The organism is Klebsiella quasipneumoniae subsp. quasipneumoniae, assembly GCF_020525925.1.
GTDB classification, from domain to species: domain Bacteria; phylum Pseudomonadota; class Gammaproteobacteria; order Enterobacterales; family Enterobacteriaceae; genus Klebsiella; species Klebsiella quasipneumoniae.
The window spans coordinates 2,516,351-2,528,432 of record NZ_CP084876.1 but is presented as its reverse complement, the minus strand read 5'-3'; the positions used below and the strand labels follow the sequence as shown (position 1 = coordinate 2,528,432).

General features: G+C 61.5%; 13 protein-coding genes and 1 pseudogene. 7 read left to right on the top strand and 7 right to left on the bottom strand.

All coding sequences use genetic code 11. The features are described from left to right. Window positions 1–12: 12 nt before the first annotated feature. The 5 genes from LGM20_RS12300 to hpxU form a co-directional block, all read right to left on the bottom strand. Window positions 13–750 carry an amino acid ABC transporter ATP-binding protein gene (locus tag LGM20_RS12300; protein WP_002905293.1) on the bottom strand — a complete coding sequence of 246 codons (738 nt, stop codon included), beginning with the start codon at window positions 748–750 and terminating at the stop codon, window positions 13–15. Continuing rightward, window positions 731–1,387: an amino acid ABC transporter permease gene (locus LGM20_RS12295; protein ID WP_002905295.1), complete on the bottom strand. Its 657-nt coding sequence runs from the start codon at window positions 1,385–1,387 to the stop codon at window positions 731–733. Before LGM20_RS12295 ends, LGM20_RS12300 begins: the two co-directional genes overlap by 20 nt. Continuing rightward, window positions 1,387–2,052 (bottom strand): amino acid ABC transporter permease, encoded by a 666-nt coding sequence (locus LGM20_RS12290; protein WP_044523341.1) that lies wholly within the window; start codon window positions 2,050–2,052, stop codon window positions 1,387–1,389. The genes LGM20_RS12295 and LGM20_RS12290 overlap by 1 nt, the downstream gene beginning before the upstream one ends. A gap of 9 nt (window positions 2,053–2,061) precedes the next feature. Then, a complete protein-coding gene (locus LGM20_RS12285) occupies window positions 2,062–2,847 on the bottom strand; it encodes a transporter substrate-binding domain-containing protein (RefSeq protein ID WP_044523343.1) in 786 nt (261 codons plus the stop codon). A gap of 214 nt (window positions 2,848–3,061) precedes the next feature. Continuing rightward, window positions 3,062–3,901, bottom strand: a complete 840-nt coding sequence (gene hpxU, locus LGM20_RS12280) for a MurR/RpiR family transcriptional regulator HpxU (RefSeq protein WP_023289756.1) — start codon at window positions 3,899–3,901, stop codon at window positions 3,062–3,064. A 179-nt stretch (window positions 3,902–4,080) separates the two neighbouring features. Here hpxU and hpxW point away from each other — a divergent pair, with 179 nt between their 5' ends. From hpxW to hpxZ, 4 genes are read left to right on the top strand one after another with little or no spacing between them, the layout of a single operon-like run. After that, window positions 4,081–5,667 carry an oxamate amidohydrolase gene (hpxW, locus tag LGM20_RS12275; RefSeq protein ID WP_044523345.1) on the top strand — a complete coding sequence of 529 codons (1,587 nt, stop codon included), beginning with the start codon at window positions 4,081–4,083 and terminating at the stop codon, window positions 5,665–5,667. A gap of 10 nt (window positions 5,668–5,677) precedes the next feature. Further along, window positions 5,678–5,863 (top strand): oxalurate catabolism protein HpxX, encoded by a 186-nt coding sequence (gene hpxX, locus LGM20_RS12270; protein WP_023289758.1) that lies wholly within the window; start codon window positions 5,678–5,680, stop codon window positions 5,861–5,863. Then, on the top strand, window positions 5,860–7,257 hold the full coding sequence (locus tag LGM20_RS12265; protein ID WP_044523349.1) for an AtzE family amidohydrolase: 1,398 nt from the start codon (window positions 5,860–5,862) through the stop codon (window positions 7,255–7,257). Before hpxX ends, LGM20_RS12265 begins: the two co-directional genes overlap by 4 nt. Continuing rightward, window positions 7,254–7,640: an oxalurate catabolism protein HpxZ gene (hpxZ, locus tag LGM20_RS12260; protein ID WP_044523350.1), complete on the top strand. Its 387-nt coding sequence runs from the start codon at window positions 7,254–7,256 to the stop codon at window positions 7,638–7,640. The genes LGM20_RS12265 and hpxZ overlap by 4 nt, the downstream gene beginning before the upstream one ends. A 171-nt stretch (window positions 7,641–7,811) precedes the next feature. On the opposite strand, the gene asd is transcribed toward hpxZ, so the two are convergent. Next, on the bottom strand, window positions 7,812–8,930 hold the full coding sequence (asd, locus tag LGM20_RS12255) for an aspartate-semialdehyde dehydrogenase (RefSeq protein WP_044523352.1): 1,119 nt from the start codon (window positions 8,928–8,930) through the stop codon (window positions 7,812–7,814). A 323-nt stretch (window positions 8,931–9,253) separates the two neighbouring features. Between asd and LGM20_RS12250 the strand changes: the two genes are divergently transcribed. The 3 genes and pseudogenes from LGM20_RS12250 to fabF all read left to right on the top strand — a co-directional run bounded on the left by LGM20_RS12250 (window position 9,254) and on the right by fabF (window position 11,322). Beyond that, window positions 9,254–9,811, top strand: coding sequence for a winged helix-turn-helix transcriptional regulator (locus tag LGM20_RS12250; protein ID WP_044523355.1), 558 nt, complete (start codon window positions 9,254–9,256; stop codon window positions 9,809–9,811). Between the two features lie 41 nt (window positions 9,812–9,852). Beyond that, window positions 9,853–10,028: pseudogene (locus LGM20_RS12245) on the top strand (DHA2 family efflux MFS transporter permease subunit); the annotation flags it as partial. A 19-nt stretch (window positions 10,029–10,047) separates the two neighbouring features. Beyond that, window positions 10,048–11,322: a beta-ketoacyl-ACP synthase II gene (gene fabF / locus LGM20_RS12240; protein ID WP_044523360.1), complete on the top strand. Its 1,275-nt coding sequence runs from the start codon at window positions 10,048–10,050 to the stop codon at window positions 11,320–11,322. Between the two features lie 260 nt (window positions 11,323–11,582). Here the strand turns inward: fabF and LGM20_RS12235 are convergent, their stop codons facing one another. Beyond that, window positions 11,583–12,074, bottom strand: a complete 492-nt coding sequence (locus LGM20_RS12235; RefSeq protein WP_044523363.1) for a DMT family transporter — start codon at window positions 12,072–12,074, stop codon at window positions 11,583–11,585. Window positions 12,075–12,082 lie beyond the last annotated feature (8 nt).

Genomic DNA, 12,082 nt, shown 5'->3' with positions numbered 1-12,082 from the left:
CCATTCCTTACGTTAGTTAAGACCGCGCACCGAGGAGATAAACTGTTTCAGTTCGGTTGTCTGCGGACTGGCGAACAGCGTTTTGCTGTCACCCTGCTCCCAGACGCGCCCCTGATGCATAAACACCACGCGGTCGCCCACTTCGCGGGCAAAATTCATTTCATGGGTGACGAGGATCAGCGTCATGCCTTCCGCCGCCAGCTGCTCCAGCACCTTCAGTACTTCGCCCACCAGTTCCGGGTCGAGCGCCGAGGTGATTTCGTCACAAAGTAAAACCTTTGGCGACATGGCCAGCGCCCGGGCGATGGCCACGCGCTGCTGCTGGCCGCCGGAGAGGTTGGCCGGGTAGTAATCCAGACGGTCGCCGAGCCCGACCTTCTCCAGCATCCGCTGCGCCAGCTCGCGGCATTCGGCCTGGGACTTCTTCAGCACCCGCCGCGGAGCCAGCATGACGTTCTCCAGCGCCGTCATGTGCGGAAAGAGATTGAAGTTCTGGAATACCATGCCGATGGAGCGGCTGATCTCCCGGGCCTGGGAATCGCGGTCGGTGATGGTCATGCCCCCGAGCTTGATGCTCCCCTCCTGGTACCCCTCCAGGCCATTGATGCAGCGCAGCAGAGTGCTTTTGCCCGAGCCGCTGCGGCCGATGATCGAGATCACTTCCCCCATGTCGATATCCAGATCGACGCCCTTCAGCACATGGTTGTCGCCGTAGTACTTCTGCATCTGATTAATGGTGATGAGAGGCATTGAATTTGTTCTCCAGATAACGGCTGTAGCGGGACAGCGGATAGCACAGAATGAAATAGCCCAGCGCCACCAGGGCAAACACTTTAAACGGCTGGTAAGTGACGTTGGTCAGCATGGTTCCCGCCTTGGTCAGCTCCACAAAGCCAATAATCGAGGCCAGCGCCGTGCCTTTGATCACCTGTACGGCGAACCCCACCGTCGGCGCGATGGCGATCCGCAGCGCCTGCGGCGCCACCACCCGGTACAGGGTCTGGCCGAAGCTCAGCCCGAGACAGCGCGAGGCTTCCCACTGGCCTTTCGGCAGCGCGCGAATGCTGCCGAACCAGATATCCAGCAGAAAGGCGCTGGTGTAGAGCGTCAGGGCCACCGACGCCGCGGTCCATGCCGAGACGTCGATGCCGAACAGCGCCACGCCGAAAAATGCCAGAAACAGCTGCATCAGCAGCGGCGTCCCCTGAAACAGTTCGACGTAGCCGCGGATCAGTCGTTTTACCTGCCGTCCGCCGGTCAGGCGCAGCAGCAGCAACGGTAAGGTCACCAGCGCCCCGCCGGTAAACGCGACCAGAGACAGCAGCACCGTCCAGCGACCGGCCAGCAGCAGGTTGCGGATAATGTCCCAGTCGGTAAAGGTGGTCATCATGCCTGCACTCCCAGCCATTTACGCCCCGCCGCCATCAGCAGCTGACGCATCGCTATCGATAACGCTAAGTAGATCCCGGTGGTCACCAGATAGACCTCAAAGCTCAAAAATGTTCGCGACTGGATCAGGTTGGCGGCGAAGGTCAGCTCCTCATAGGAGACCTGCGACACCACCGACGAGCCGAGCATCACGATGATGCACTGGCTGACCAGCGCCGGATAAATCCGCTGCAGCGCCGGGGGCAGCACGACGCGAACGAAGGTTTGCGTCCGGCTGAGTCCGAGCACGCGTCCGGCCTCCCACTGGCCTTTCGGCGTCACCTGAATGCCGGCGCGCACGATCTCGGTGCTGTAGGCCCCAAGGTTAACCACCATCGCCAGCAGCGCCGCTTCGCCGGCGGTCATCTTCAGTCCCAGGTTCGGTAAACCAAAGACGATAAAAAAGAGCTGCACCACGAACGGCGTGTTACGAATGATTTCCACATATCCGCCCCAGACCCGGCTGAGGGCGCCCGGGCGGCCGCTGCGGATCGCCGCCCCGAGGATGCCGATCGCCAGTCCGCCGATCGTCGCCAGCACCGTCAGCTGCACCGTCACCCACAGGCCGGCCAGCAGCTCCGGCCAGTGCGGCCAGAGCTCAGAAAAATGAAGTTGCTCCGTCATCCACAGACCTTACGCGCCGAGGCTGGCAGGCAGCGGCGCTTTCAGCCACTTCTCAGACAGACCGTTGAGGGTGCCGTCCTTAATGCCCTGCTCAATGAGGGTATCCACTTTCGCCTTCAGCGCTGGTTCGTTCTTTTTCAGCCCGATAAAGCACGGCGAATCCTTCAGCATAAAGCTCGGCACCGGCGCTTTGTCGGCGTTCTGCCGGGCGATGGCCGCCACCACCAGGTTCCCGGTGGCGACATACTGCACCTGGCCTGACAGATAGGCCGACAGAGTGGTGTTATTGTCCTCGTAGCGCTTAATCTGCGCCGCCTGCGGCGCCACGCTGGTCAGCACCATGTCTTCCACCGCCCCGCGGGTCACGCCGACGCTTTTACCGCTCAGCGCGGCCGCGTCCTTCAGCTCCGCCCCTTTCGGGCCAAACACCCCGAGGAAGAACGGCGCGTAGGCGCGGCTGAAGTCGATCACTTTCTCACGCTCAGCGTTTTTGCCGAGGCTGGAGATCACCAGGTCCACCTTATCCGTCTGCAGATACGGCACGCGGTTGGCGCTGGTTACCGGGACCAGCTGCAGCTTGACCTTCATCGACTTCGCCAGATAGCGCGCCATGTCGATGTCATACCCCTGCGGCTGCAGGTCGGTCCCCACCGAGCCGAATGGCGGAAAATCCTGAGGTACGGCAATGCGGATGACGCCGCGTTTTTCAATATCCTGGAGCTGGTCAGCCTGAGCGGCGGAAACAGACGAAAGGAGACAAGCGGCCCCGGCCAGTGCGATCAACAGTTTCTTCATGATGTTTACCCGTTACGTTAGCATGAAACAAAAGATTCTTTGAATCTGTTTTTGCAACTAATGTGCCAGATACGGTCGATACGCGGGTTGGCGAGGAATAAAGGCAAAAAGTGAGAACGGACAGGGAGTAAGGAGCAGAAGAGTAAAAATCGACGGCGCCAGAACGCGGAACCAAATGCACCATATTGATGCACAGCACCACGCTGGCGCCCCATCAGCGTTGTTCCAGCTCGTCCAGCTGCTGATAAAGCGTAGCGATATCGTGGATCCGCGGACGACCGCTGTCGAGCGTTTCATGCAGAAAGGCATTGGCCAGCAGATTGATCAGACTGTTGACCGAGGCATAGCTGTCGTAAGCCGAGACGCTGTCCAGCGGCGCGCAGAGCTGCCAGCGGGAGAGCGGGAACAGGCTGTGGGCCTGCGGCTCGCACATTAACAGAACCGGCACCCCGTCGCGCTGCAGCTGCTGCAGCAGCGGGCGTACGATCCGCGGCCGCCGGCGAAACGCCATCATCACCACCAGGTCATCGGCGGTCAGGTCGACCAGCTCTTCGCTGAGGCTCTGCCCCGGCTGGGGCAGCACCAGCACCTGACCGCGAGCCTGCAGCAGCTGCTGGCGCAGGTGTAGCGCCGCCGGATAGGCATTGCGCATGCCAATCACCACAATGCGGCGCGCGGCCACCATCGCCGTCAGCGCCTCGGCGAACTGGTGAGCGTCAAGGGCATTGACCCATTGGGTGAGGTTTGCCATCTCCTGCTTATAATGACGCGCCAGCAGCGTGTTACCCTGCACCGCGTCGCGCTGGTCGGTCAGCGGCATTCCGCTCTGGCGCAGGGTGCGCAGTTCATCGCGCATGTCCTTATATTTGTCATAGCCCAGGCGCTTGAACAGCCGGCTGACGGTGGCTTTCGACACGCCGCTCAGCTGCGCCAGCTCGGCGCTGTTGTAGCTTATCAGGTCATCAAAGTGGTCAAAGATGAAATCCGCCACCCGCTGCTCCTGCGGCGACAGCGAGGCGTATTGCCCTTTCAGTCGTTCATCGAGTTGTTGCATAGCGCCCCTGTAACTTTCGTTTCATCATCCATCCCTCATCATACTGTATCTGCTATGCCTTACACATAGCGTGCCAGCGGGAAAATTCCGGTCATTGTTTTTATCAATGAAACGAAACGTTCAGAGATGGAACAGCTTTTGCAGTGTTCTGCGGGTGATTCGTTCAGAAAGGATAATTTATGCACAGTAGCAACGTTTCGACCCACGGCATGGCGGTCGCTCCCCACCACCTCGCCAGCCAGAGCGCGCTGGCCATCCTGCGCGAGGGCGGCAGCGCCATTGAAGCGATGGTGGCTGCCGCCGCGGCCATCGCCGTCGTCTATCCGCACATGAACGGCCTGGGCGGGGATGGTTTCTGGCTGATCGTGCCTCCCGAGGGGGATCCCATCGCCATTGACGCCAGCGGTGCGGCCGGCTCGCTGGCCACCCTCGAGGCCTATGCCGGTCAGCGGCATATCCCCCACCGGGGGCCGCAGGCTGCGCTGACCGTCGCCGGCACCGTCAGCGGCTGGGACGAGGCGCTGCGAATTTCACGGGACTTAACCGGCCGCGCGCTGCCGGTGGCGCGCCTGCTGGCCGATGCTATCGGTTATGCCGAAGACGGCATTCCGGTCACCGCCTCGCAAGCCCACGCCACCGCCAGCAAACTGGAAGAGCTGCGCCATCAGCCGGGCTTCAGCGAAACCTGGCTGGTATCGGGCGAGGCCCCGCAGCCCGGCAGCCGCTTTCGCCAGCCCGCCCTCGCCGGTACCCTGCGCATGCTGGCCAGCGACGGTCTCGACAGTTTCTATCGCGGCCCGCTGGCCGAACGTCTCGCCCAGGGGATGGCCGCGCTGGGGATGCCCGTCACCCTCGGCGACCTGCAGGCCCACCGCGCCCGGCGTCCGGCGCCGCTGACGCTCCAGCACCAGCAGGGAACGCTGTGGAACCTCGCCCCGCCGACGCAGGGGCTGGTGTCGCTGGCGATCCTTGGCATCACTGACCGTCTGAACATGGCCGACGCCGACGAGGCGCAAACGGTGCATCGCATCGTCGAAGCCACCAAGCGGGCGTTTGCCCTGCGCGATGCGCATATCACCGATCCGCGCCATCTGGATGTCGACGTTCAGCAACTGCTGACTCCGGAGGCGCTGCAGCCGCTGGCCGACAGCATCGACGACGCCAGCGCTTCGCCCTGGGGCGGCGGCAAAGGCCCGGGCGATACCGTCTGGATGGGCGTCGTGGATAACAGCGGCCTGGCGGTGTCATTCATTCAGAGTATCTATCACGAGTTTGGCAGCGGCGTGGTGATCCCGGACACCGGGATCGTCTGGCAAAACCGCGGGGCGGCCTTCAGCCTCGATCCGCAGCATCTTCTGGCGCTGGCGCCAGGCAAACAGCCGTTCCATACCCTCAACCCCGCCGCGGCGCGCCTGAACGATGGCCGGGTGATGGTCTATGGCTCGATGGGCGGCGACGGTCAGCCGCAGACCCAGGCGGCGCTGTTTACCCGCTATATCCTGCAGGGGGCGCCGCTGCAGGAGAGCATCTCCCGGCCGCGCTGGCTGCTGGGCCGCACCTGGGGCCAGTCCTCGGATTCACTGAAGCTGGAGGGACGCTTTGCCCCCGCCTGCATCGCTCGCCTGCGCGAGCTGGGGCACGAGGTGGAAGTGCTGGCCGATTTCAGCGAGGCGATGGGCCACGCCGGGGCCATTGTCCGCCATCCCAACGGCCTGCTTGAAGGGGCTACCGATCCACGCAGCAACGGCGCCGCCGCCGGATACTAAGGAGCAGACCATGACCACACAGCCAGACTGGAGCGAGTATCTGACGCAGATGACCCACCTGTTGCGCCTGGAGCTGGATGCGCCGCGCCGTGAGGAGCTGGAGCGCCAGTTTGCCCGCATCGCCGCCATGGCGCAGCCGCTGATGGACTATCCCCTCGGGCCGCGCGACGACATTGCGGGGGTGTATAAAGCATGACACTTCACCATTTCACCATCGCCGAGATCCAGCGTGCGCTGCACGAGGGCGAACTGAGCGCCCGGGAGATCGCCCGCCAGACGCTGGACGATATCGCCCGCGTGAATCCGCAGATCAACGCCTGGACCGAGGTCACCGCCCAGCGCATGCTGGCGGAGGCCGACAGCATCGACGCCCTGCGCCGGGAAAAGCGCCCCCTGCCGCCTCTGGCGGGCATTCCCTACGCGGTGAAAAATCTGTTTGATGTCGCCGGGCACACCACCCTCGCCGGCGCGGAACTGCTGAGCGACCGGCCGCCGGCAGCCAGCGACAGCTGGGCGGTGCGCCAGCTGCATAGCGCCGGCGCCCTGCTCAGCGGGATGCTCAATATGGACGCCTACGCCTACGGCTTCACCACCGAAAACAGCCACTATGGCGCGACGCATAACCCGCACGATCTGTCGCGGATCGCCGGCGGATCTTCCGGCGGTTCGGCCGCGGCGGTGGCGGCCGGGCTGGTCCATTTCAGCCTCGGCAGCGATACCAACGGCTCGATCCGCGTCCCCGCGTCGCTGTGCGGGATCTTTGGCCTGAAACCCACTTTCGGCCGCCTTTCCCGCTCCGGCAGCCATCCGTTTGTCGCCAGTCTGGATCATATTGGTCCCTTTGCCCGCCGGGTGGCCGACCTTGCCGCGGTGTATGACGCCCTGCAGGGGCGCGACCCGGCCGATGACTTTCAGGCCGATAAAGCCAGCGAGCGCACCGGCAACCTGCTGGAGCGCGGGCTGGAGGGTCTGCGTTGCGCGCGGCTGGGGGGCTATTTCACCACCTGGTGCGATGACGACGCCCGGGCGGCCGTGGATCGGGTCGCCCACGCGCTGGGCGCCGACAGCGAGCTGCAGTTCGCGGATGCCGCCCTGGCCCGCTCGGCGGCCTTTATCATCAGCGCCAGCGAAGGCGGCAATCAGTATCTGCCGGATCTTCGCCACTCGCCCGAGCGCTTTGAGCCTCACTCCCGCGAGCGGCTGCTGGCCGGGGCGATGATCCCCTCCGCATGGTATCTGCAGGCCCAGCGCTTCCGCCGCCATGCCCGTCAGGCGATGAAATCCCTGTTCAGTCAGGCCGATGTGCTGATCGCCCCGGCCACCCCATGCAGCGCCACGCCGATTGGCGCCGAGGAGATGGTGATTAACGGCCAGCCGCTGCCGGTGCGCGCCAGCATGGGAATGCTGACGCAGCCGATCTCCTTCCTCGGGCTGCCGGTGGCGACCGTGCCCCTGCGTACCGCCAGCGGCAAGCCGATTGGCCTGCAGCTGATTGCCGCGCCGTTTAACGAACAAGCCTGTCTTCGCGCCGCGCGGGCGCTGGAAGCGATGGGCATTACCGATGCCCGAGTGGCGGAGAGTGCAGCATGATCAATCTGGATAATGTAGACCGCCCGGCGATCCTCGCCGAGGTGACGGCGGCGTTTTATCAGTATGAAGAGGCGTTGGTCAGCAATAACATCGAGGCGCTGGATGCGCTGTTCTGGCACGACCCGCGCACCGTGCGGCTGGGGGCCGGTGAAAATCTGTATGGCATCGAGGCGATCCGCGCCTTTCGCGCCGCCCGCCCCGCCGCCGGTCTGGCCCGCGATCTGCGCCATACCATCATCACCACCTTTGGCGCGGACATGGCGGTGTGCAGCACCGAGTTCACCCGCGAAGGCAGCGCCCGCCCTGGCCGCCAGCAGCAGACGTGGGTGCGCTTTCCCTATGGCTGGCGAATTGTCGCCGCCCAGGTCAGTCTGATGGACTGAGGGTAACAATACCGATTATGGCCAGGTGGATACCGTCTCCCCTGGCCATTCCCGGACCGGTAAAAATGGAGTTATTGGCGATGGTCAGGATGATTGAGGGCTGCTGAATCAGCAGATAGTCTTGCGCTGAAAAGGTCATTTCTCCGCAGGCCTGTCAGGCAGCAACAGTCATTACACTTTGCCAAGCAGGATATTTAACATACGGCGCAAGGGTTCCGCCGCGCCCCATAACAGCTGATCGCCCACCGTTAACACCGAGTAGATCGGCTCATTATTTAGCGACATTTTCTTGTAGCGGCCAATACCCACCTGCAGCGAACCGCTAATAGCAGCCGGGGTCAGTTTACTGACACTCTCTGGCTTATTATTGGGGATATAGTTTACCCACGGATGGGAATGGGTCACTAACTCTGCGAATTCCGTTTCGCTGACCTCACGTTTAAGTTTAAGGGTAATGGCAGCGCTGTGGCAGCGGATCACGCCGACCCGAATACATAAACCATTAACCGGGATGGTGCCGGGCGCAAGGCCAAGTATTTTATTGGTTTCCGCCTCCCCCTTCCATTCTTCGCGGCTATTTCCATCGCCTAAATCGCTGTCGATCCATGGAATAATGCTGCCCATCAGCGGGACGCCAAAATTCTCCACCGGCATGCCGGCGCTATTAATCAGCTCACTCACTTTATTGACTAAAGGCAGCACGGAACCTGATGCCGCCAGTTCATCAGCGGACAAATGCTGGCTGATATACGCGCTTTGCGCGATCAATTCCCGCACCTGTTTAGCGCCCGCCCCGGAGGCAGACTGATAGGTCATGACGCTCATCCATTCGATCAGATCAGCCTTGATCAGCCCGGCCAGCCCCATCAGACTCAGCGTAATGGAGCAGTTGCCGCCGACAAACAGTTTCACTCCTGCTTTCACCGCACGATCGATATTATCGCGATTAACCGGGTCGAGAATAATGCAGGCGTTCTCATCCATTCGCAGCGCCGAAGCGGCGTCGATCCAGTACCCTTGCCAGCCAGAGTGAATTAACGCCGGATAGATGGCTTTGGTATAATCCCCGCCCTGACAGGTGATGATAATATCCATTTCGGCGAGGGCGCTCAGGGAATTCGCATCTTTCAGTCTGTCGCTTTTACCATTAATAACCGGGCCCGCGGCACCCGCACTGGAGGTACTAAAAAAATGCGCTGAAATATCGTCGAAATCATTCTCTTCGATCATTCGCTGCAACAATACTGAGCCAACCATGCCCCGCCAGCCAACAATACCCACCTGCTTCATTTATTTAACCTTAAAAAGTTATGAGAATATTAATTTGTGTTCGCCATACCTTATATCGTATCCCCCAATAAAGGTCATTACCCACCACATCGATTTTAATGATTATTAAAATGTTTCATCTGCCATCAGCGGTTTTTATCTCTTATTACGGTAAAGCAGAAATAAGCAGGCGGCGGAGACTGTCCCGCTTTCAGCAGTCAAAGGAAGAAATGACGTAGCGGAACGCCAGCGGCTGCTCCCCTGACAGTTATCAATAGTAACTTGCATTTTGATAGTGACTATGTCAATTTGCTGGCAACAGCCACCTGCTCCCTGGACCGCCCATGAAAAATGAACCGCTTTGCCACGCTCCCTGCCCCATCGCCCGTAGCCTGGGCCGCATCGGCGACAGCTGGAGCATCATGATCCTGCGCGACGCCTTTGCGGGCTTTACCCGCTTCGACGAATTTCAGAAAAGCAGCAACGTCGCGCCCAATATTCTGTCGCGCCGCCTGAAGGCGCTGGTCGACGACGGGCTGCTGGAGAAGGTCTGCTATAGCAGCACCCCGCCGCGCTACGAATACCACCTCACCCCGCGCGGCCGCGATTTCCGCATGGTGCTGCTGGCGCTGGCGGAATGGGGTAATCGCCACTTCGCCCCCGAAGGCCGTCAGATGCAGCTGGTGGAAACCGCTACCCAGCGCCGCGTGGAGCCGATCATAGTGGATAAAGCGACCGGGGAAGAAATTATTCCGGGTAAATACGCCATGGTGCCGGGCCCCGCCGCCTCGCCGCTGATGCAATATCGTCATGAATATCTGCTGCGCAAACGCGAAGGCGATAGCGGGCAAAAATTCCAGCCTGAACCTTACAGAGATGCCGGCAATGAATCCGGCCAGTAAGAAAAGCGTCGTCGTTCTGGCGGCCATCTGAATAACGCCAGGATTTTGTTCAGCGCAGCGCGGCAAACTTCGCCACGCGGGGATCTCGCCGGATGCCGCGCTGGCACTGCGGGAGGCGCGAACCCAGGCATTTTCCGATGCGTTCTACCTCATCATGATGGGTTTTTTGCCTGCCGCGCAGCTGGTTCCCTTGATGAAAAAGCCGCCGGCACACTGATACTACAGGAGAGTTAACTATGGGCGTTTCCGTTAAACGCATTGTCGTCACCGGGATGGGGATTGTCAGCCCGCTGGGCTGCGGCGTACAGCACGTCTGGCAGTCGCTGCTGGCAGGAAAATCAGGGATTACCCGGCTCAGCGAGCAGCTGGTCGCGGATATTCCCTGCAAAGTGGCCGGCCAGGTGCCGTCCATTGACAGCGATCCGCTGCACGGCTTCGACCCGCTGGCGACCATCCCGGCGAAAGAGCGCAAAAAGATGGATCGTTTTATCGAGTTTGCGCTGGTCGCCGCGCGTGAAGCGCTGACTCAGGCCGGTTGGTCGCCGGCATCTGCGGCCGAACAGGAACGCACCGCCACGGTGATCGCCACCGGGATCGGCGGGTTCAGCGAGATCGCCAATGCGGTACATACCACCGATGAGCGCGGGCCGCGTCGCCTCTCCCCGTTCACTATTCCCTCTTTTCTGGCCAACCTGGCCGCCGGGCATGTGTCTATCGCCCACGGTTTCCGGGGACCCATCGGCGCACCGGTCACCGCCTGCGCGGCAGGCGCCCAGGCCATTGGCGATGCGGCGCGGATGATCCGCAGCGGCGAGGCGGATATCGCCCTCTGCGGCGGCGCGGAAGCGGCAATACATCGCGTTAGCCTGGCCGGGTTCGCCGCGGCAAGGGCGCTCTCCAGCGCCTCCAGCGACCAGCCGGAAGCCGCTTCCCGCCCCTTTGACCGCGACCGCGATGGATTTGTGATGGGAGAAGGCGCCGGGCTTATCGTGATCGAGTCGCTGGAGCACGCGCTGGCGCGCGGCGCCACGCCGCTGGCCGAGCTGGTGGGCTACGGCACCAGCGCAGATGCTTATCACCTAACCGCGGGCCCGGAAGACGGTAACGGCGCTCGTCGGGCCATGGAAACCGCCCTTCGCCAGGCCGGAGTGACCGCTGAAGAGATTGACCATATCAACGCCCACGCCACCTCGACGCAGGTCGGTGATAAAGGCGAGCTGGCGGCGATTAAAACGCTGTTTGGCGCCCATCCGGTCGCCATTACCTCGACGAAATCCGCCACCGGCCATCTGTTAGGCGCAGCCGGCGGGATCGAGGCCATCTTCACCATTCAGGCGCTGCGTGATCAGGTGGTGCCGCCGACGCTGAACCTGCATCACCCCGATGAAGAGGCGGCAGGTCTCAATCTGGTGGCGCTGCAGGCCCGCCCGCAGAAAATGCGCTATGCGCTGTCGAACGGTTTTGGCTTTGGCGGGGTTAACGCCAGCCTGCTGCTGAAACGCTGGGAATAATCGTCAGTTCCCCCGCCGGCGCTGGCTGGCGGGGAGTTCCACCCGGACACCCTACGCTGTCGCTGGTATCACTTGTCCACCTTGCTCCTGTGTTCTCTGCTGAAGCTGAAAAATTCGCTACCAACGCTGAAGCCGGGTGAGCGGCCCCTTTCTCTTAAGGTCAAAAAATGGGAGCCACTGACGCGTTGCTGCGAAAACGGGTGCGTTAGGGTTTTGGCGTCCTGCAGACCAAAACCGATGTTAATGACGAAGACCTGAGCTTATGTGTTAGCGTTTTCCTGCTGCCTGGGGGGTATCGCCGTTGCGGCTTTTGACCTGCTGCTGGTGTAAATAAAGAACAGCGCAATACCCAGGCAGACAATGGCGCCGATTCGGCTCAGCGAGAATGGAATCGCCGCATTGCCCAGCCAGCCGAAGTTATCGATCAGCATGCTCATGGTTAACTGGCCAAAAATGACGGCGACCGTAGCCACTGCTGCGCCAATACGCTGGACGGCCAGCACCATAATGACGATATACGGCACGCCAAACATTGCGCCCAGCAGTTGCCATTTAGGCACATCCATCAGCGTCAGGGTGTGTTTGGGTTCGAAGAAGAAGATCAGCAATCCCGTCACCAGCGCGCCGACAGAAAATGTCAGGAACGCGCTTTTGAATACGCCGACCTTGCTGCCCAGCTGGCCATTGATAGCCGCCTGGATACTCAGCATGGCGCCACCGGCGACGGCGAGCAGAATCATGATAATAGTCATAATGTTAC